This window comes from Isoptericola jiangsuensis (assembly GCF_048320105.1).
GTDB classification, from domain to species: domain Bacteria; phylum Actinomycetota; class Actinomycetes; order Actinomycetales; family Cellulomonadaceae; genus Isoptericola; species Isoptericola jiangsuensis_A.
Genome location: NZ_CP182942.1, coordinates 2,196,991 through 2,215,271 on the forward strand (window position 1 = coordinate 2,196,991; position 18,281 = coordinate 2,215,271).

The window sequence follows — 18,281 nt, forward strand, 5'->3', positions numbered from 1 at the left end:
TTCGGGCTCGTCAGCGACTTCCCGCCGAGGAAGCCTGGAGGTCAACATCTGATGTCTGCCGTGGCAGTCATCCCATGCTTTTCGTAGTGAGGCTCTAAGGAGACGACACGGCGCTGCCCTCCGCCCCCGGATCAGGGAGCGGTGGGCAGCGCCGTGGCGGTGGCGGTGGCGGTGGCGGTGGGGTGGCGGTGGCGGTCAGGTCAGTTCAGGGTGAACTCCGTGGTGGAGGTGTTACCCGCGACGTCGTAGACCGTCAGGACATTCGCTCCCTGACGGTCATGATCGCTGCGAGCCCGAAGGCGAGGGATCGTCGCGGCGAGTCGTGGCGGCGCCGCAGACCTCCGGCGCCCGCACTCTTCTGACGAACCAGCAAGGCTTCTTCTCCCTTGTGACGTCGTTGGACAAGGTCAGGAACTTGTTGCCTCGGGGCGCTGGCGTGCGAACGCGACGGTGCGGGGCCCGGTCCGGGCCCCGCACCGTCCAGGATCACTCGTAGAGGACGGCCTGGATCTCTTCGTCGTCGATGTTGTCGGCGGTGTACCAGTAGTAGCCGGTGTCGATGGTCTCGGGGAGCTCCTCGCCCTCCATGGCCTCGACAGCAGCCTTCACTGTCTCGTAGCCGATGCCGACGGGGTTCTGGGTGATCGCACCGAGCATCGATCCGTCGGTGATGGCTTCGATCTGCGCCGCTCCGGAGTCGAAACCGACGATGGTCAGGTCGTCACTGGACAGGCCCAGCTCGTCGACCGCCTGGACGATACCGATCGCGGAACCTTCGTTGGATCCGTAGATCCCGGCGAGGTCCGGGTTGGCCGAGATCATGGCCTTGGCGAGGTCGGCGGACTGCGCCTGGTCGCCACCGCCGTACTGGATGTCGACGATCTCGATGTCGGGCTCGTTCGACTCCATGTACTCGACGAAGCCGTCGCGGCGCTGCTGACCCGTCAGCGAGGTCTGGTCGTGGACGACCATCGCGACCTTCCCGCTGTTGCCGATCGCGTCGGCCATCTGCTTCGCGGCCTCTCCCGCGGCCGCAAGGTTGTCGGTCGCGGCCGTGGCTTCGGGGATGTCGCTGTCCACGCCGGAGTCGAACGCGATGACCGGGATGCCCTGCGACTGCGCCTGGTCGAGGAGCGGCGCGACGGCTTGGCTGTCCAGGGCGGCGACGCCGATGGCGTCCGGGCTCTTGTCGAGCGCGACCTGCAGCATCTGGACCTGCTGGTCGACGTCGGACTCGGTGTCGGGGCCCTCGAAGGTCACCTCGACGTCGAACTCCTCGCCGGCCTGGTCGGCCCCATCCTTGACGGCCTGCCAGAACTGGTGCTGGAAGCCCTTCGAGATGAGGGCGACGTACGGCCGTTCGCCGCTGTCGCTCTCGCTACCTGCGGCGTCGTCGCTCTCGGTGTCACCGGCGCAGCCGGCGACCAGGAGGGCTGTGGCGGCGAAGCCGGCCGCCGCGCTGAAGAATCGCTTGTTTCGCATGAGGCACTCCGTCGTGATTCGTGGATGGATGAGGTTCGAGTGGTCGGGTGAGGCTCTACGTGGCCGCTCGACGTCGCAGCATGTCGAGGTACACGGCCACGAGGATGACGACGCCGACGGCGATGGACTGCCACTCCTGCGGGACCGAGATGATGCGCAACCCGTTGGTGAGCACCGCCATGATGAGGGCGCCGATGACGGTTCCGACGATGGAGCCCTTGCCGCCGGCCAGCGAGGTACCGCCGATGATGACCGCGGCGATCGCCTCGAGCTCCAGGCCCAGCCCACCGGTGGGTTGCGCGGAGCTGAGCCGGGAGGCGGAGAGCACACCGGCGAGGCCGACGAACAGGCCGGACATCGTGTAGATGAGGATCTTCCAGCGCTTGACGTTCACGCCGGACAGGGAGGTCGCATCCTCGTTGCTGCCGATGGAGAAGGCGTAGCGGCCGACGATGGTCTTGGAGAGGACGAACCCGGCGATGAGCATCGTGGCGATGAAGATGGCGACGCCGAGCGGGAACCGTGTCCCGGGGATGATCGGCAGGTTCATGATGTCGCCGAACGCGGGCGTGTCGGGGAAGTAGATGGGGCTGGTCCCCGAGACGACCAGCGACAGGCCCGACGCGATGAGCATCATGCCCAGCGTGGCGATGAAGGGTGGGATACCCAGGATGGCCACGTTGAACCCGTTGATGAGGCCGATCAGCGCACCGAACGCGATCGCTCCGAGGATCCCCGCCCAGAGCGGCCAGCCCCAGTTGGTGAGGAACACACCGGTCATGACGCCGCAGAGGATCATGCCCGTACCGATCGACAGGTCGATCCCGCCGGTGATGATCACGAACGTCGTGCCCAGTGCCAGGATTCCCGTGACGGTCGCGGCCGTGAGGATGCTGACCATGTTGTTGACCGTGAAGAAGTGCGGGCTCATCAGGGAGAACACGAGCATGATGATGATCAGGCTGGCGAAGGCGAGCAGCTGCTGAATCGATCCGCGCAGCCGGGTCCGCAGTCCGCCGTCGTGCTGCGCGGCGAGCGTCCCGCTGGGCGGCGGTGTGGATGCGGTCTTCGTGTCGGTCACTGGTTCACCCCTGTGGTGGTGTCGGTGGCGTACGCCATGAGGTTCTCCTGGGTCGCCTCTTCGTTGGGGACGACGGCGGTCAGGCGGCCTTCGCACATCACGGCGATGCGGTGCGCCACCCGGAGCACCTCTGGGAGGTCCGAGGAGATGACGATGATGGCTTTGCCCTCGAGCGCCAGCCGGTTGAGGAGCGCATAGATCTCCTCCTTGGCTCCGACGTCGATTCCGCGGGTGGGTTCGTCGAAGATCAGGACGTCGCAGTCACGCTGGAGCCATTTCGCGATGCCGACCTTCTGCTGGTTCCCACCGGAGAGGTTGCCGACCTCCTGCGTGGTGGAGGGTGTCTTGATCCGCAGTGCGCTGATGTGGTCCCGGGCGACGGCGTCCATCTTCTTGACGTCGACGACGGGCCCCTTGAGGAACGACGGCAACGACGGTAGAGCGATGTTCTCGCGCACGTCACGGCCCACCAGCACCCCGAGCTTCTTGCGGTCCTCGGACAGGTAGCCGAGGCCCCGCTTCGACGTGGCGGCGGGTGAGGTGGCTCGCACTGCCGTGCCATGGAGCTCGACGGTGCCGGCGGCGATCGGGTCGGCACCGATGATGGCCCGGGCCAGCTCGGTGCGACCTGCGCCCATGAGTCCGGAGAACCCGAGGATCTCGCCGGCGCGGGCCTCGAAGGAGATGTCGTGCAGGAGGTGCTGCGTGCTGAGGTTCTGCACGGCCAGCAGGGTCTGGCCGGGGTCGGACGCCTGCGGGCGCTGCTCGAGGTCGATGGTCCGGCCGACCATGAGGGAGATGATCTCGCGGTCGGACGTCTCCGCGATCTTCCGATGGCCGGCGTTCTCCCCGTCGCGGAGCACGCTGACGTCGTCGGCGACCTGTGCGAGTTCCTGCATCCGGTGCGAGATGTAGATGACCCCGGTCTCTGAGGTCACGAACCGCCGGATCATGGTGAACAGCGTGGCGACCTCGGCCTCGTTCAGTGCCGCCGTCGGCTCATCCATGATGAGCACTCGGGCGTCGAAGCTGAGCGCCTTGGCGATCTCCACCATCTGCTGGCGCGCCACCGGGAGGTCGCCGACCCGCGCGTCGGGGTCGAGGTCCAGCTCGAGGCGGTCCAGCAGGTCCTGGGTGTCGCGGCGCAGCCGGCGGTCGAAGAGGACTCCGCCGCGTCGTGGCTCGCGACCGATGAAGATGTTCTGGGCGACGGTGAGGTCGGGCATCAGGTTGAGCTCCTGATGGATGATGCTGATCCCCAGCTCCTGCGCGTGCCGCGGAGACTCGGGGCGGAACGGCTCACCTCGGAGGAAGAACTCACCGGCGTCCGGGGTGTAGATGCCGGAGAGCAGCTTCATCAACGTGGATTTGCCGGCACCGTTCTCACCGACCAGGGCAAGCACCGTGCCGTAGTTGAGCTCGAGGTCGACGTCGCTGAGAGCCTGTACTCCAGGGAACCCCTTGCTGGCACGGTGGATGCTGAGCAGCGGACTGGGCCGGTCGGTGACCGGTGGAAGCGCTGTTGCTTCGTGGGGCATCAAGTACTCCGCATCGAGTGACGTCTGCATCGACCGACTCCGAGGAGCGACCGGTTCCTGAACCTACAAGCGGCCCCGGGGAGTGTCAAGCCATTGATGGGATCTTTGATGGCGGACCGCTGGATCGTTATCCATCTGTAGCGCGTAATCCCGCTCGTTCACCCATATAGGTGGGATGTTGCCCGGATCGCGCGCGGCGCCTCACACCCCCGGAACACCAGTGCACGCAAGAACGGCGCCGCCCTCCGCCTCCGGATCAGGGAGCGGAGGGCAGCGCCGTAGCGGTGGCGCCGTCCTCGTCGGGCGCATCGATGGCGTAGCGCACCGGGTCGTCGTCCTGGACGTAGTTCGGGATCACGACGTCCGGCACACGTCCGGCCGCCAGCGCGACCTCGACACCGTCCACCACCACCGAACGTCCGAGGTAAGAGGGTGGGGGCTGAGGACCTCCGGCACCGCCCAGCTCCAGCGCACGGTACCGGCGGGCTGGTAGCTCGCGCTCCATCGCTCGCCGTGGAGCCGGGACCGGACCGCCGGACCAGAGCGTGTCGACGTTGAGGTCGAAGGTCTCGGGCGGCAGCCCTCCCGAGGTGCTCGCGCCGAGCCTGCGGTCGCCGAGCAGGTAGGAGTCCGCGAACCATGATCCCGGCCGGTCGAGGGTGATGACATGGCGGGCGTGCGGCACGGGGCTCTCCTTCGAGACGGACGTCTTCGGCACCAACCCGACGGAAATCATCCAATCTTTCGCCGTCAAGGGCGCGCAGGCGCCCCCCGCCATCTCCAGCGACGACGAGGGTGGACATCCCGCATCAGGGGATCTAGGCGCTTGATGCGTGGCCGATTCTGTCGTAACTTAACCCAGTCATCATATGTATTTCGCGACGGATCGCGGGGACGGCGAGGAAACCATGGCCAGGATCACCAGCGTCGAGATCGAGGACGTCCGCTTCCCGACGTCTCTCAGCGGAGACGGCTCGGACGCGATGAACAAGGACGCGGACTACTCCGCCGCCTACGTCGTGCTCCGCACCGACGCGACCGACGCCTCGAGCGACCCCCTGGCCGGCTACGGCCTGACCTTCACCATCGGGCGCGGCAACGACATCGTGGCCGAGGCGGCCCGACAGCAGGCCGCCGTGCTCGTGGGCCGCGACGTCGACGAGATCGCCGCGGACATGGGCGGCCTCTACCGCAGCCTGACCGCGGACTCCCAGATGCGCTGGCTGGGCCCCGAGAAGGGCGTCGTCCACCTGTCGCTCGCCGCGGTGCTCAACGCCGCCTGGGATCTCGTCGCGCGTCGCGCCGGCAAGCCGCTGTGGCGGCTGCTCGCCGACATGGAACCCGCCGAGCTCGTCGCGATCGCCGACCTGCGCTACCTCTCGGACGCGCTCACCGCGGACGAGGCCGTCGCGATCCTGGAGGCCAAGGCGGCCACCAAGGCTGAGCGCATCGCCCACCTGGAACGCACCGGGTACCCCGTGTACACGACGTCGGCCGGATGGCTCGGCTACGACGACGACAAGCTGGAGCGGCTGTGCCAGGAGGCCGTCGACCACGGCTACGGACACATCAAGCTCAAGGTCGGCGCCGACCTCGACGACGACGTCCGCCGACTGTCGATCGCTCGCCGCGTCATCGGCCCCGACCGCAAGCTCATGATCGACGCCAACCAGGTCTGGGACGTCCCCGAGGCGATCACGTGGATGGACGCGCTCAAGCCGTTCGACCCCCTGTGGATCGAGGAGCCGACGTCACCCGACGACGTGCTCGGCCACGCGACGATCCGGCGCGCCGTCGCGCCGACCGGTGTCGCCACGGGCGAGCACTGCCACAACCGGGTCATGTTCAAGCAGTTCCTCCAGGCCGAGGCGATGGACTACTGCCAGCTGGACACCGGCCGGCTCGCCAGCATCAACGAGATCGTGGCGGTCCTGCTCCTCGCGGCGAAGTTCGGGGTGCCGGTGTGCCCGCACGCCGGCGGCGTCGGCCTGTGCGAGATGGTCCAGCACGTCTCGGTGCTCGACTACGTCGCGATCGCCGGCGACCTCGACGGTCGTGTGACGGAGTTCGTGGACCACCTCCACGAGCACTTCACCGACCCCTGCGTCGTCACCGACACCGGCGCCGGCAGCGGGTACGTCCTGCCCTCGCGACCCGGCTACTCCACGCAGATGTACGAGGACTCGGTCGCGCGGTTCCGGTTCCCCGACGGGGAGTACTGGGCATCCGCCGCACCCCGGTGAGGAATACTGCAGGCATGTCCCGCACGGATCAGGTCGTCGACGGCATCAAACGCATGATTCTCGACGGGGAGCTGGGTCCCGGCGACCGCCTCCCCGTGGAGAAGGAGCTCGCCGAGACCCTCGACGTCTCGCGCGGGTCCCTGCGCGAGGGAGTCCGTGCGCTGTCGATCCTGGGCATCGTCGACACCCGCCAGGGCGACGGCACCTATGTCACGAGCCTGGACCCGGCCCGTCTGCTCTCCCCCATGGGGTTCGTCGTCGACCTGCAGGGCGACGGCAGCGCCCGGCCCTTCCACGGCGTGCGCCGCGTGCTCGAGACGGAGGCCGCGGCCCTGGCCGCCACCCGCATCACCCCCCAGGCGCTCGCCGAGGCGCGCGACGTCCTGGACCAGGTGGAGCACATCCTGCGCCAGCCGGACGTCGACCACGAGGGATTCATCGAGGCCGACATCGCCTTCCACCGCATCATCGCCGCGCACACGGGCAACCCGGTGATGGCCGCCCTCATCGAGTCCCTGGCGACGCGCACGGTGCGCGAACGGCTCTGGCGCGGCCTGCACGAGGAGGGCGCCGAGGAACGCACCCACGGCGAGCACCGTGCGATCTGGCGGGCGCTGGCAGCCGGCGACCCGGATGCCGCCCGGATCCGGATGGCCAACCATCTGCTCGGCGTGGAGGAGTCCCTGCCGGAGCTGCCCACCGACGGCGCCTGACCCCGAGGGCCCGGCGCCGTCGCCCCGCAGGGGTCGGGCGCCGCGCGCTCGGGGCTCAGGCGTCGCGGACCGCGTGCCGCTGCCGGCCGATGCCGTCGATCTCGACCTCCACGACGTCGCCGTCGCGCAGGTAGGGGAACCGGCCGGAGAAGGCGACGCCCTCCGGCGTGCCGGTGCAGATCAGGTCGCCCGGCTCCAGGTCCATGTACTGCGACAGGTCCTGGACGATGGTGGCCACGTCGAAGATCATGTCAGCGGTCGTCGAGTCCTGGCGCGGTTCGCCGTTGACCCAGGACCTCAGCCGAAGCCCGCCGGCATCGAGCTCGTCGGCCGGCACCAGGGCAGGCCCGGTCGGGGCGAACGCCGGCCCGCACTTGCCCTTGGACCACTGGCCCAGCGACTCGTCGATCTGCCACGAGCGCTCGCTGACGTCGTCGACCACGGTGTAGCCGGCGATGTGCGCCAGTGCCTCCTCCCGCGAGGCGAGGCGGCTGGCACGTCGTCCGATCACGACGCCGAGCTCGACCTCGTAGTCCAGCTTCTCGGCGCCGGGCGGGACCGGGACGGTGTCGTCGGGACCGACCACGGTGTTGGGGTGCTTGAAGAACACGATCGGGGCGGACGGCGGCTGAGCCCCCGACTCCGCGGCGTGTGCGGCGTAGTTCTGTCCGATGCAGATCACCGCGGTCGGGCGTGCGACGGGCGCCCCCCGGCGGAGGGTGTCGGCGTCGTCGAGGACCGGCAGGGTCCCGGCGGCCAGGGCGGTCCGCACGGCGGCCGTGCCGTCGGCGGCGAGGAAGGCGCCGTCGATGTCGGCGGTCAGCGGGCGCAGGTCGTGGACGGTACCGCCGTCGTCGACGGCGGGAATCTCCTGGCCGGCGGGGCCCAGTCGGAGCAGGTGCATCTCAATCCTTCGTCGGTCTCGGTTCGTGGTGGTCGGTTCAGGTCAGGCCGGTGCGGCGACCTCGTCGAGCAGGTCGGCACGCACGAGCGCCTCCCAGAGCTCTCCGGGGACCGAGGCCGCGTGCCGTTCGTAGGCCTGCCGTACCTGGTCGGGGTTGCGCACACCGATGACGGTGCTGGCCACCGCCGGGTGAGTCCGCACGTAGGCCAGCGCCGCCTCGGGCAGGGTGACGCCGTGCTCGGCGCACACGGCGGCGATGCGCCGGGTGCGCTCGATCAGCTCGGCAGGTGCCTGGGTGTAGTCGTAGGTGGCGTCGTCGGGCGGGACCTCACGGGCGAGCAGCCCGGAGTTGTAGACACCGGCGACGACGACGGCGACGTCGCGCTCCGCCGCGGCCGGGAGCAGGTCGGCGAGCGCCGGCTGCTCCAGCAGCGTGAACCGACCGGCGCACATGACGACGTCGACGTCGGTCTCGCGGACGAACCGGGTGAGCATGGCGGACTGGTTCATCCCTGCCCCGATGGCGCCGATCACGCCCTGGTCGCGCAGCTCGACGAGCGCGGGCACGGCTTCGCGGGACGCGGACTCCCAGTGCTCGTCGGGGTCGTGCAGGTAGACGACGTCGATGCGGTCCAGGCCGGTGCGTTCCAGGCTGGCCTCGAGCGACCGCAGCACACCGTCGCGGGAGAAGTCCCACACCCGTCGGGTCTCGGCCGGGACGTCGAAGCCCTCGGTGTCCCTGCGGTGCGCCGTGCCGGGCGACGGCTCGAGGATCCGCCCCACCTTGGTGGAGACGACGTACTCCTCGCGCGGGCGGACCCGCAGGGCGGCTCCGAGCCGGCGCTCCGAGAGGCCGAGCCCGTAGTGCGGCGCGGTGTCGAAGTACCGCAGGCCGAGGTCCCACGCGGTGTCGAACGCCTCGGCGGTCTCCGCATCGGTGCTGGTCCGGTAGAGGTTGCCCGCCTGAGCGGCTCCGTAGCCGAGGGTGGTCAGCCGGACGGGGGTGTCGCCCACCGGGTGCAGGGGCAGCGGGTCGTGCGTGTCGGCGTTCATCGGTGGTTCCCTCTCTCCGGTCAGGAGGCGCTCGGCGGGCGGACCCGCAGTCCGTGCATCCCGCCGTCGACCGCCAGCGCCTCGCCGGTGGTCGCGACGGCGAGCGGGCTCGCGAGATAGCAGACGGCGTGCGCCACGGCCTCCGGGCTGACGAGCCGTCCGGTGGGCTGGCGCGCCTCGAGCGCTGCCCGCTCCGCGGCCGGGTCGTCGGCCTGGTCGAGCAGGCGGCCGATCCACGGCGTGTCGACCGTTCCCGGGTTCACGCAGTTGACCCGGATGCCCTCGCGGACGTGGTCGGCGGCCATGGCGAGGGTGAGCGACTGCACCGCCCCCTTGGAGGCGGAGTAGAGCGCCCGAGCCGGGAGGCCCGTCCAGGCGGCGATCGAGCAGGTGTTGACGACGGCGGCCCGGTCCGATGCCTGGAGGTACGGCAGGGCGGCACGGGTGACGCGGACGATGCCGACCACGTTGACGTCGAGCACGCGCAGCCATTCGGCGTCGTCGTTGTCCGCGACGGTGCCCTGGGCGCCGATCCCGGCGTTGTTGACGACGACGTCGATGCCGCCCATCGCCGCGGCAGCGCCGTCGACCGCCCGGCGGACCGCCGTGTCGTCGGTGACGTCGGCGATCTCGGCGTGGGCGCCCTCGGGGACGCCGTCTGCCGACCGGTCGAGGGACGTGACGCTCGCGCCGCGGGCGAGCATCGCCGCCGCGATCGCGGCGCCGATGCCGGAGGCGCCACCCGTGACGACGGCGCGCACGCCGTCGAGCTCGGGGGCCGGAGTGCTGGTGGTCACGACGGGTTCTCCTTCGTGGTGGGGGCAAGGGAGTAGACGCGGCGGGCCGTACCGGACCAGACGGCGTGCTGCTCGTCCGCGTCAAGGGCTGTCAGCAGGTCGCGAGCGGTGTCGAGCCAGCGTCCGTACGTGCTGGCCAGGAGACAGACGGGCCAGTCGGAGCCGAACATCAGCCGTTCGGGGCCGAACGTGGCGAGGGCGTGATCGACGGCAGGACGCAGGTCGTCCACCGTCCAGGTGTCCCGGTGCGCCTCGGTCACGAGGCCGGACAGCTTGGCGATGACGTTCGGGCACGCGGCCAGGTCCGTCAGGTCCCTGCGCCAGGCGGCCAGCCCGTCGCCCGTCCCGGCGGCGTACCGGTCGAGGCGCGGCTTGCCGAGGTGGTCGAGCACGAAGGTCACCTCCGGCAGCGCGGCGGCCAGTCGGGCCGCGGCGGGAAGCTGCTTGTCGTGGACGACCAGGTCGAAGGGCAGACCCGCCGCTCCGACGGTCGCGATGCCCTGCCGCACGTCGGCGCGGTCGAGGTGGCCGGGGTCGGTCTCGGCCTGGACCATCGTCCGCACCCCGACGAGGAAGGCTCCGCCGGGCCCGCTCCGTAGTGCGGTGAGCCGTTCGGTCAGGTCCGGGGCGAGCAGGTCCGCCCAGACGACGGCGCCGGCCAGACCCGCGGCGCGGCCCTCGGCGGAGGCGCAGAGTCCCAGCAGCTCCTCGGACTCCGCCCAGCGGCTGGCGGTCTGGACCACCACGGTCGCGGAGACGCCGTGCTCGACGGCGGGGAGGTCGGACGGTTCGAAGTCGGCGTCGATCGCCGCCATGGTCACCGGGTCGATCCACTCCTGCGGTGTGCGTGCCCGCACCCACAGGTGGTGGTGGGCGTCCACGACATCGTGTCCCGGCACGGGTGACCTCCTCCTCTTCGACGAGTTCGCTCGATACATCCTACCTATAGTCGTCGGGAGGTGCGAACAACGTCCCACTTCTCGGCGAATCCTCGGCGGATCGGCTCGGGTCATGGGATCACACGTCCGAACCGATCGATGAACGGCTGTGGTGACGGCATGGGCCCGGAACCCGCAGATCGAGCGCACGGCTCGCCCTCGGCACCGGTCCCCCGGCTGCGTCTCGCACTGAGCCGTGACTCCGCCGAGTCCACAGCCGCGATCCTGCGTGTCGTCTCCGACCCGACGCGCCTGCAGATCCTCAGCCTGATCGGCGCGTCGCCCGACGGCCGCGTCCGGGTGGCCGACCTCACCGACGCGCTCAGGTGACCCGGGCCACGTCCGCGAGCACCTCGACGCCCTGGTCGACGCACGGCTGCTCGCCCGGCTGGGAGGCGGGAGACCGTTCACGCTTCCGCCCGACACCGGACGCCCTCGCGCGGTTCGGCGGGGCGATGCTCGACGGCCGGGGACCGGTCCCGGGTCCCGGGTCCACCTGCTGTCCGTCGTCACCGCGGCGTCCGACGGTGAGGCCTGCGTCTGCGACCTGACGGCACCGGTGGGGCTGATCCAGCCGACCGTCGGCCACCACCTGAAGATCCTCGTCGAGGCCGGGCTGCTCACCCGCACCCAGCGCAGCCGCTGGTCCTGCTACGCCCCGTACCCGGTGCGCTCGACAGTCTGGCCGGATCGCTGCGCGAGCTCGGCCGACACCGCATCGACCGACCCGAGGTCAGCGGGTCATGACGGGTACACGGTCCGGGACCGCCGCGATGCGCTCCGACGTCTCGCGGGCGCAGTCCGCGAGCTCCAGGGCGATCTGCTGGCTCAGACCGAGGTAGGCCGCCGGGTCGATGAGGCCGCGCAGCTCGGCCTCGTCGAACACGCCCCCCACGAGCGGGTCCGCCCGCAGCAGGTCGAGGAACGGGACGTCACGGCGTGCGGCGTCCTGGGCCACCTCGAACACGATGTCGTGCGCGCGCTGGCGACCGATCTTCTCCCCCAGCGCCAGCATCAACGACTCCGAGCCGATCATCCCGGCCGACAGCGCGATGTTCGCGCGCATCCGGTCGGGGTCGAGCTCCAGGCCGTCCATGATGACCTCCAGCCGGGCCAGCATGTCCCCCGCCAGCACCGCCGCCGACGCCGACACGTCCTCCAGCAGCGCCGTCATCGCACCGTTGGCCTCCTGGTCGTGGAGCATCGACTCCAGCGCCGGCGCAGCCAGCGCCCGCAGCTCGGCGGACATGGTCAGCAGGTCCAGCGCGAGCTGGGGGTTGCGCTTGTGCGGCATCGTCGAGGATCCGATCGTGCCCTCCGGGACCGGCTCGAACGCCTCCGCGAACTCCGGCTGCATCAGCGCGTACACGTCCTTGCCGATCTTGCCGATCGTGCCCGCGAGCTGGGCGAGGACCAGCACCAGCTCGACGATGCCGTCGTTGATCGCCCGGGACGGCACCCGCATCGGATGCAGGCCCAGCCGGTGGGCCACCCCCGCCTCGATGACGCGACCCGCCCCGCCGAACGACGCGAACGTGCCCGCAGCCCCTCCCATGAGCACGCAGAACAGCCGGTCGTCGAGCCGTTCGAGACGCTGGGTGTGCGCCACGATCTGGTCGATCCACACCGCGACCTTGAACCCGAAGGTCACCGGCACGGCGTGCTGGGAGTGCGTGCGACCCGCCATCGGCAGACCCGACGACGCCTCCGCCAGCGTCGCCGCCGACCGCAGCACCCGGCCGAGCTGACGCAGGATCGCCCGGTGCGCGTCGCGCAGCACCAGCACGTCCGCCGTCTGGGTGATGTTCTGGGTCGTGGCACCCCAGTGCACCCACCCGCCGTGCTTGGACCCGACGGTGCGGGCGAACTCCTCGATGAGCGGCACCAGCGGATGGCTCGCCGACGCCGTCGCCGCCAGCACCCGCTTGATGTCGAGCTTCTCGATGCGCGCCGTCAGCGCGATGGCACGGGCCGACTCCTTGGGGATGAGCCCGGCGTCGGCCTCCGCGAGCGCCAGCGCCGCCTCGACGTCGAGCCGCGCCTGCCACCTGTTCTCCCGCGTGAAGAGGCTCGCCACCCCGGGGTCCGGGACCCGTCCCTCGGTGAAGCGTCCGAACGGTGCGACGATCATGGCGGCCTCCCTGGTGGTGCTCCAGCCCTCTCGATTCTGCCCCAGCCATGTTGCAGGCGTGTTTTGCGCGGGTCTCCGCCGTGGCCCTGCGGCCCGGATCGGGCCAGACTGGCGGGTGGGCCCGCGGCGGGACGCCCGGGCCGACGACGACGAAGGAGCAGGACGATGACCGATCCCGTGACCCCGGCCGGCGCCGTGGACGCCTTCGTGCTGGACGTGCCGGACCCGCAGGCGACCGCCGAGTTCTGGCGGGACCTGACGGACGCCACGATCGAACCCACCGACGACGACGACACCTGGGTCACCCTCGACCTGCCCGGCGGGTGGAGCCTCGCGTTCCAGCCTGCGCCGGACCTGGTGCCGCCGCAGTGGCCAGGTCAGGAGCACCCGCAGCAGGTGCACCTCGACCTGCTCGTCGGTGACGTGCCCGCCTACACGGCCAGGGCGGTCGAGCTGGGCGCCACGGTGCTGCGCGAGAGCGACCGGTGGACCACGCTCGCCGATCCCGCCGGGCACCCGTTCGACCTGTGCGTGTCCGACGTCGGGCCGGGGCCGCTGGAGGTGTTCGGCGTGACGTTCGACGTGCCCGACGCGTCGGCGGCTGCCGCCTTCTGGGCGCGGGTCCTCGGCGTGGACGTCACCCACGACGGCGACGGGATGGCGATGGTCGGCGGGGACCGTCCGCTGCTCTTCCAGCAGGTCGACGGCTACCGTCCGCCGCGGTGGCCGGACCCGGCCGCACCGCAGCAGGGACACCTCGACCTCACGGTCGGCGAGACCGGCATGGATGCCGGCGAGGCGGCGGCGCTCGCGGCGGGGGCCACCCGGCTGCCCGGCGGGGGCGAGTCGTTCCGGGTGTTCGCCGACCCGGCCGGCCACCCGTTCTGTCTCTGCCGGGGCTGAGCGTCCGGCACTGCCGGGGCAGGGCGTCCGCCCCGCCGGGATCTGGGCAGCACGAGCTCAGGGCAGCACGAGCGCCGGCCGGTCCGGGTGGTCGACCCGCACCACGACGTCGGCGCGGCGTTCGGGCTGCACCTCGCGGCGGTAGCGGCTGTAGGCGGCGAGCTGCCAGGCGTCGTCGAGCGACGTCGCACGGGTCTCGGTCGCCGCGGTCAGCGCGAGGTGCACGGTCAGGTCGACGTCGAGCCCGCGCGCGACGGTGAGCGTGCCGTCGAGGACGACGACGGTACCGGCCGGCGCGTCCGCGTAGTCCGCCCGGGTGGACCGTCCGGTGTCCGGGTCGCGCAGGCTCGGCAGGAACCGGCCCCGGTCGACGGCCGACCGCAGCACCTCCCGGTTCAGCGCCTCGACGTCGACCCAGCCGTCCAGCAGCGCGTCGGGGTCGCGGCGGCCCGTCTCGAGGCGCAGGGAGCGGGCGCGCAGGAAGTCACGGACGGCGACCCGGCCGACGGGCCTGCCGGCGGCGCGCAGCGGCACGGCCAGCGCGTCGGCGAACCGGTCGGTCCCGGTCGACGGGTGACCGTCGACGAGCACCCGCACCGTCCCCGCCGTGGCGACGACCCGTTCGACGACGTGCGCGACCGCGCCGTCGAGGGTCACCGGCCTGGCACGCACCCGGTCATGCTGACACACGCGTGCCGTCCCGGACGCCGGGTACACCTCGGTCGGCAGGGGGACGTCGTCGGCGTCGGCACCGGCGTCGTGCTCTCGCTCTGCGTCACCCGGCCACATCTTCAGGAGACGCGCCCTGCTCGGTACAGCTCGGGGCCTCTTCGATCTCCGGGCATCTCACCAGCGCGACGATCGCGGCATGCGACCGCGAGGCGATGCTCAGCTTGCCGAAGATGCTCTCGATGTGCTTGCGGACAGTACGTTCGGTGATGACAAGGCGTGACGCTATCTGCGAGTTGGTGCGACACTCTCCCAGCGCCAGGAGCACCTCGCGCTCACGAAATGTCAGCGACGACACGTCGACCCGCCGCGCCCACTCGGGTACCGCAACCGGCGCGAGATGCGGTCCGGTCCGGTCCGCGTGGATCATTTCGCTGCCCACTGGCATGTGCTCTCCGAATCATGAGCTCGCGTGTGTGCACCCGGCACGGCGGGCAGGAACTGTGTCTCGATAGTGGTGCAGCGCGATCGCCTTCACGACCGCGCGGCGCATGAACCTTCCTCCACGCCCGACAAATGCTCCGCATTTCCGTGACCACGATCGGGCTCGACGAGGCTAGCAGTCCTTCGAACGACGAATCTTCCCTCGTCGAAAGATCTTTCTAAACTCCTCATCAGTAGATCGATTTCAGGCCCCTCCGGGTCGCACCTCGACCCGGGGCGCTCGGTGCGCGGTAGAGGTCTTTTGCCTGGTCAACGGCTCAGCCCTCCCGCGTCATGGCCACGCTCCGCCGCCTGGTGATGCCTGCTGCGCCCGCCGGGCTGCCATGCCGGAGCCCTGGTGGCGCAACCGCCACTTTCTTGATGGCGCCCGGGACGGAATTCTGGTCGGCATGACAACAGAAGGAGGTGAAAAACACATGACTACTCTCTCGAACGTTACCCTCGTCCCTCTGGTCAAGGCGCAGGTCGGGGCCGCACAGGTCGTCGAGACGACAAAGCGGAAGGTCGATGCCGCCCTGGTCCGCTACGACGCCTGGTACGTGGTTCTCCTTGCAGTGATCCTCGCGCTCGCCGTGGTGATCTCGGCCGGTCTCGCCATCTGGTGCGTCGTCTACAAGGACAGGCGATTCACGAGCAGGTGGAGCTGGAGCTGGACCGGCGTCTCCATCAACGTCGAATGCGTCTAGCCTCCCCGGATGGGGCGGCGCCGACCTAGCGTCGCCGGCGACTGGTGGTGGTCCGCCAGGTTGATCTACTTCCCGCGGCCTTCGAGCCGTCACCAGTCGCCGAGAACTCGCACTCAGAACGGCAGGATCGCTATGCACCTCCTCAAGATCGACGACGTGTCCTACTCGTACGACGGCGTCGTCAATGTCCTCGACCACGTCTCGTTCGACGTCGAGGAGGGGGCCGTCGTCGGACTCATCGGTCCCAACGGCTCGGGAAAGTCGACACTCATCAAGAACGTGTTCGATCTGCTGCGCCTCCAGGCCGGCACCGTGACGATCGACGGGGTGCCCCATCGGACTCCCGCGGCGAAGACCCGGGCCACCTACCTGTCGAGCAACGACTACCTGCCCGAGTTCCTCACCCCGCGCGAGTACCTGCGCACCATGAGCAGCCTGTACGGCATCGCCGTCGATCATGAGCAGGCGCAGGAGCTGTTCCGGAGGTTCGCGATGCCGGGACGCTACGACCACCTCGTCGAGGACTTCTCGCACGGCATGCGGAAGAAGACCCAGCTCGTGTCGGCGCTCGTCATGCGCAGGCCGCTGACGGTGATCGACGAGACGCTCAACGGTATCGATCTGGAGGCTCTCCAGATCGCCGAGACCGAGTTCCGACGCCTCCGCGACGAGGGCCGCTCGATCCTGCTGTGCACCCACGACTTCGCCGTGCTCGAACGCCTCGCCGACCGCGTCGTCCTGCTCGATCTCGGACAGGTGGTCCACGACAGTCCCACGAGCGACCTGCTGGCCGAGCACGGCTCCCTGTCCGCGATGGTCTTCCACCATCTCGGCCACGAGGCGACCGACTGATGCGCCTCCGGCAGTCGGCAGCGATCGCCCGGATGCTCCTGCTGTTCTTCTGGAGGCGGGTCCTGACGTCCGGGGTCCTGCGATCCGTCCCGGTCAGGATCGCCATCCTGACCTCAGCACTGGTGTTCGGGGCTGTGCTCACCTCCGCCGCGTACCTGTTCCTGCGGGACCTGACCGACCGCAGAGGGGTCTGGGACCTGCTGTTCGACACCACGACGGTCTCCGTCCTGCTGTGGGTGCAGATCGCCTTCCTGGCGGTGAAGGTGCTGTTCATCAACGCCGAAGGCATGCTCGCCCTGACCTACCAGCTCCCCGTGACGAACCGGGAGCGATCGCTGGCCTTCCTGATGTACGAGGCGGCCATGGTCGCCGTCCTGACCGGCGCGGGCGTCTTCGCGCTCACGGTCAGCGCGCTGCTGCTCCAGGGGCCGGCCGCACTGGCTCCTCTGGCGTTCTCCGTCGTCCTGCCTGCCGTCATCGCCTATCTCCTGCTCTCGGTGATCCACCAGCTCCTGGCACGCCTGTGGACGGCGGTGCGGCTCGACCGCATCGGGGGCATCCTCAGCATCCTCGTGATCTTCGGACTGATCGTCGCCTATGCCTCCGCGACGACTCCGATGGTCGCCACCATCACCGGCGCGTACCTCGACGACGAGGTGGCCGGCACCCCTGCGACGGTGATCGCGCGCACGGCCGGCGAGCAGGGCCACCTGCTCGTCCTGGTGCTCGTGCTGGTGCTGGCCGCCGGACTGGCCGCCCTGACGGTCGTCCTCTCGCCCGACCGCTACGTCGCGCAGGCGCGGTACCTGAGGATCGCCGCGTCCCGTCGGTGGTCATGGCTCGCCCCTTACGACCTCTCCCTGCTCCGCAGCTCGCACACGGTGCTGAGCGGTGTGCTCACGGTCGCGGTGTTCGGGTACCTGCTGCTGTCCCGGGCGCTGTCCGACGGGGAGCTCAGCCCGCTCTGGTCGATCTGCCTGCTCACCGTCGGGGGTCTGTACCAGTTCAGCTCGACCGCGGTGCTGCGTGCGGTCCCCGGCGCAGAGGTTCCCGCGTGGCGCATCTTCTGGCGCCTCCTTCGGGCCCAGCTCGTCGTGATCCTCGCCTTCGCCGTGCCCCTGGGTCTGGTGACCTCGGTCGCAGACCTCGGGTGGGGTGCCGGCGCGTGGCAGCCCCTCCTGGCCGCAGCGGCCGGAGCCGTCGTCACGGCGTCGATCGGCGTGATCTTTCCCGCCGAGAAGGACAACCCGCTGTCCGTCTTCATCGGACTCGCCTCGTTCGCGACGGCCGCCGGTCTGATCGCCATCGGTCTCGGGATCCTCCGCCTGCCGCTCACGGTCGTCGTCATGATCTTCGTGCTGGCGACCGTGCTGTTCGCCGTCTATGCCATCCACTTCATCCACCTCGCAGAATCTGGGAAGCGACATGAAAAAGGCACTCTTGGTCATCAACTCCGTCGTCGGCGCCGCGGTGGCGACGCTCGTGATCGCAGTGGTGGGGATCTTGATGCTGATGTTCTCGGGTGACAACAGCGGCGACGTGGATCGGACCGGGCTGTTCGGGTCACTCAGGTTCCAGGCGACGGAGCAGGCGAGCGGTGCCGTGGACCTGAGCCTCGGCGTGGCCAACCCGACGGCGCTGGTCGTGATCTTCGTGGCGCTGTGCGCGGTGATCCTGCTGTTCCAGCTCATCCTCCCGGTGCTCATGAAGCGTCGTCAGGAGCTGCTCGAGGAGGAACGTGCCCTCGCGACGAAGGGGCTTCCTCACTCCTGACCTTCGCCTCCGTG

19 protein-coding genes are annotated in these 18,281 nt (G+C 70.0%); 8 read left to right on the forward strand and 11 right to left on the reverse strand.

Translation table 11 applies throughout. The features are described 5' to 3' along the window. Positions 1-486 precede the first annotated feature (486 nt). The 4 genes from ACNHYB_RS10255 to ACNHYB_RS10270 form a co-directional block, all read right to left on the reverse strand. Entirely contained in the window at positions 487-1,482 is a 996-nt protein-coding gene (locus ACNHYB_RS10255; RefSeq protein ID WP_418275243.1) for an ABC transporter substrate-binding protein, read from the reverse strand. A 55-nt stretch (positions 1,483-1,537) separates the two neighbouring features. Continuing rightward, a complete protein-coding gene (locus tag ACNHYB_RS10260) occupies positions 1,538-2,563 on the reverse strand; it encodes an ABC transporter permease (protein ID WP_418275244.1) in 1,026 nt (341 codons plus the stop codon). After that, positions 2,560-4,101, reverse strand: a complete 1,542-nt coding sequence (locus ACNHYB_RS10265; RefSeq protein ID WP_418275245.1) for a sugar ABC transporter ATP-binding protein — start codon at positions 4,099-4,101, stop codon at positions 2,560-2,562. The genes ACNHYB_RS10260 and ACNHYB_RS10265 overlap by 4 nt, the downstream gene beginning before the upstream one ends. A 256-nt stretch (positions 4,102-4,357) precedes the next feature. Next, on the reverse strand, positions 4,358-4,786 hold the full coding sequence (locus ACNHYB_RS10270) for a glycoside hydrolase N-terminal domain-containing protein (protein WP_418275246.1): 429 nt from the start codon (positions 4,784-4,786) through the stop codon (positions 4,358-4,360). A 223-nt stretch (positions 4,787-5,009) separates the two neighbouring features. Between ACNHYB_RS10270 and ACNHYB_RS10275 the strand changes: the two genes are divergently transcribed. Both ACNHYB_RS10275 and ACNHYB_RS10280 read left to right on the forward strand, forming a co-directional pair. Then, positions 5,010-6,344, forward strand: coding sequence for an enolase C-terminal domain-like protein (locus ACNHYB_RS10275; protein ID WP_418275247.1), 1,335 nt, complete (start codon positions 5,010-5,012; stop codon positions 6,342-6,344). A gap of 14 nt (positions 6,345-6,358) precedes the next feature. Continuing rightward, positions 6,359-7,057 (forward strand): FadR/GntR family transcriptional regulator, encoded by a 699-nt coding sequence (locus ACNHYB_RS10280; RefSeq protein WP_418275248.1) that lies wholly within the window; start codon positions 6,359-6,361, stop codon positions 7,055-7,057. A gap of 55 nt (positions 7,058-7,112) precedes the next feature. Here ACNHYB_RS10280 and ACNHYB_RS10285 read toward each other — a convergent pair whose 3' ends face one another. Genes ACNHYB_RS10285 through ACNHYB_RS10300 form a run of 4 tightly spaced genes read right to left on the reverse strand, consistent with a single transcriptional unit; the run spans position 7,113 to position 10,710 of the window. Beyond that, on the reverse strand, positions 7,113-7,961 hold the full coding sequence (locus ACNHYB_RS10285; protein WP_418275249.1) for a fumarylacetoacetate hydrolase family protein: 849 nt from the start codon (positions 7,959-7,961) through the stop codon (positions 7,113-7,115). Between the two features lie 42 nt (positions 7,962-8,003). Beyond that, a complete protein-coding gene (locus ACNHYB_RS10290; RefSeq protein WP_418275250.1) occupies positions 8,004-9,014 on the reverse strand; it encodes an aldo/keto reductase in 1,011 nt (336 codons plus the stop codon). Positions 9,015-9,034: 20 nt separating this feature from the next. Next, positions 9,035-9,811: an SDR family NAD(P)-dependent oxidoreductase gene (locus ACNHYB_RS10295; protein WP_418275251.1), complete on the reverse strand. Its 777-nt coding sequence runs from the start codon at positions 9,809-9,811 to the stop codon at positions 9,035-9,037. Continuing rightward, positions 9,808-10,710 (reverse strand): amidohydrolase family protein, encoded by a 903-nt coding sequence (locus ACNHYB_RS10300; RefSeq protein ID WP_418275252.1) that lies wholly within the window; start codon positions 10,708-10,710, stop codon positions 9,808-9,810. The genes ACNHYB_RS10295 and ACNHYB_RS10300 overlap by 4 nt, the downstream gene beginning before the upstream one ends. A gap of 159 nt (positions 10,711-10,869) precedes the next feature. Between ACNHYB_RS10300 and ACNHYB_RS10305 the strand changes: the two genes are divergently transcribed. Beyond that, entirely contained in the window at positions 10,870-11,079 is a 210-nt protein-coding gene (locus ACNHYB_RS10305) for a hypothetical protein (protein ID WP_418275253.1), read from the forward strand. A 403-nt stretch (positions 11,080-11,482) separates the two neighbouring features. On the opposite strand, the gene ACNHYB_RS10310 is transcribed toward ACNHYB_RS10305, so the two are convergent. Further along, positions 11,483-12,880: a class-II fumarase/aspartase family protein gene (locus ACNHYB_RS10310; protein WP_418275254.1), complete on the reverse strand. Its 1,398-nt coding sequence runs from the start codon at positions 12,878-12,880 to the stop codon at positions 11,483-11,485. Between the two features lie 165 nt (positions 12,881-13,045). Here ACNHYB_RS10310 and ACNHYB_RS10315 point away from each other — a divergent pair, with 165 nt between their 5' ends. Next, positions 13,046-13,783, forward strand: a complete 738-nt coding sequence (locus ACNHYB_RS10315) for a VOC family protein (RefSeq protein WP_418278027.1) — start codon at positions 13,046-13,048, stop codon at positions 13,781-13,783. A gap of 57 nt (positions 13,784-13,840) precedes the next feature. Here the strand turns inward: ACNHYB_RS10315 and ACNHYB_RS10320 are convergent, their stop codons facing one another. Then, positions 13,841-14,455 carry a uridine kinase gene (locus tag ACNHYB_RS10320; protein WP_418275255.1) on the reverse strand — a complete coding sequence of 205 codons (615 nt, stop codon included), beginning with the start codon at positions 14,453-14,455 and terminating at the stop codon, positions 13,841-13,843. 103 nt (positions 14,456-14,558) lie between these two features. Beyond that, a complete protein-coding gene (locus ACNHYB_RS10325; RefSeq protein WP_418275256.1) occupies positions 14,559-14,900 on the reverse strand; it encodes a response regulator transcription factor in 342 nt (113 codons plus the stop codon). A 472-nt stretch (positions 14,901-15,372) separates the two neighbouring features. Here ACNHYB_RS10325 and ACNHYB_RS10330 point away from each other — a divergent pair, with 472 nt between their 5' ends. From ACNHYB_RS10330 to ACNHYB_RS10345, 4 genes are all read left to right on the forward strand, one after another. Next, complete coding sequence (locus ACNHYB_RS10330) at positions 15,373-15,642, forward strand: hypothetical protein (protein WP_418275257.1); 270 nt, start codon at positions 15,373-15,375, stop codon at positions 15,640-15,642. Positions 15,643-15,774: 132 nt separating this feature from the next. Continuing rightward, positions 15,775-16,494, forward strand: coding sequence for an ATP-binding cassette domain-containing protein (locus ACNHYB_RS10335; protein ID WP_418275258.1), 720 nt, complete (start codon positions 15,775-15,777; stop codon positions 16,492-16,494). Continuing rightward, complete coding sequence (locus ACNHYB_RS10340; protein ID WP_418275259.1) at positions 16,494-18,020, forward strand: hypothetical protein; 1,527 nt, start codon at positions 16,494-16,496, stop codon at positions 18,018-18,020. The genes ACNHYB_RS10335 and ACNHYB_RS10340 overlap by 1 nt, the downstream gene beginning before the upstream one ends. Continuing rightward, positions 18,001-18,267, forward strand: coding sequence for a hypothetical protein (locus ACNHYB_RS10345; protein WP_418275260.1), 267 nt, complete (start codon positions 18,001-18,003; stop codon positions 18,265-18,267). Before ACNHYB_RS10340 ends, ACNHYB_RS10345 begins: the two co-directional genes overlap by 20 nt. Positions 18,268-18,281 lie beyond the last annotated feature (14 nt).

Coding starts and splice junctions, on each gene's coding strand:
- ACNHYB_RS10255 (WP_418275243.1), bottom strand. CDS start 1,482: ATGCGAAACAAGCGATTCTTCAGCGCGGCGGCCGGCTTCGCCGCCACA.
- ACNHYB_RS10265 (WP_418275245.1), bottom strand. CDS start 4,101: ATGCCCCACGAAGCAACAGCGCTTCCACCGGTCACCGACCGGCCCAGT.
- ACNHYB_RS10275 (WP_418275247.1), top strand. CDS start 5,010: ATGGCCAGGATCACCAGCGTCGAGATCGAGGACGTCCGCTTCCCGACG.
- ACNHYB_RS10280 (WP_418275248.1), top strand. CDS start 6,359: ATGTCCCGCACGGATCAGGTCGTCGACGGCATCAAACGCATGATTCTC.
- ACNHYB_RS10285 (WP_418275249.1), bottom strand. CDS start 7,961: ATGCACCTGCTCCGACTGGGCCCCGCCGGCCAGGAGATTCCCGCCGTC.
- ACNHYB_RS10290 (WP_418275250.1), bottom strand. CDS start 9,014: ATGAACGCCGACACGCACGACCCGCTGCCCCTGCACCCGGTGGGCGAC.
- ACNHYB_RS10305 (WP_418275253.1), top strand. CDS start 10,870: ATGGGCCCGGAACCCGCAGATCGAGCGCACGGCTCGCCCTCGGCACCG.
- ACNHYB_RS10310 (WP_418275254.1), bottom strand. CDS start 12,880: ATGATCGTCGCACCGTTCGGACGCTTCACCGAGGGACGGGTCCCGGAC.
- ACNHYB_RS10315 (WP_418278027.1), top strand. CDS start 13,046: ATGACCGATCCCGTGACCCCGGCCGGCGCCGTGGACGCCTTCGTGCTG.
- ACNHYB_RS10325 (WP_418275256.1), bottom strand. CDS start 14,900: ATGCCAGTGGGCAGCGAAATGATCCACGCGGACCGGACCGGACCGCAT.
- ACNHYB_RS10330 (WP_418275257.1), top strand. CDS start 15,373: ATGACTACTCTCTCGAACGTTACCCTCGTCCCTCTGGTCAAGGCGCAG.
- ACNHYB_RS10335 (WP_418275258.1), top strand. CDS start 15,775: ATGCACCTCCTCAAGATCGACGACGTGTCCTACTCGTACGACGGCGTC.
- ACNHYB_RS10340 (WP_418275259.1), top strand. CDS start 16,494: ATGCGCCTCCGGCAGTCGGCAGCGATCGCCCGGATGCTCCTGCTGTTC.
- ACNHYB_RS10345 (WP_418275260.1), top strand. CDS start 18,001: ATGCTGATGTTCTCGGGTGACAACAGCGGCGACGTGGATCGGACCGGG.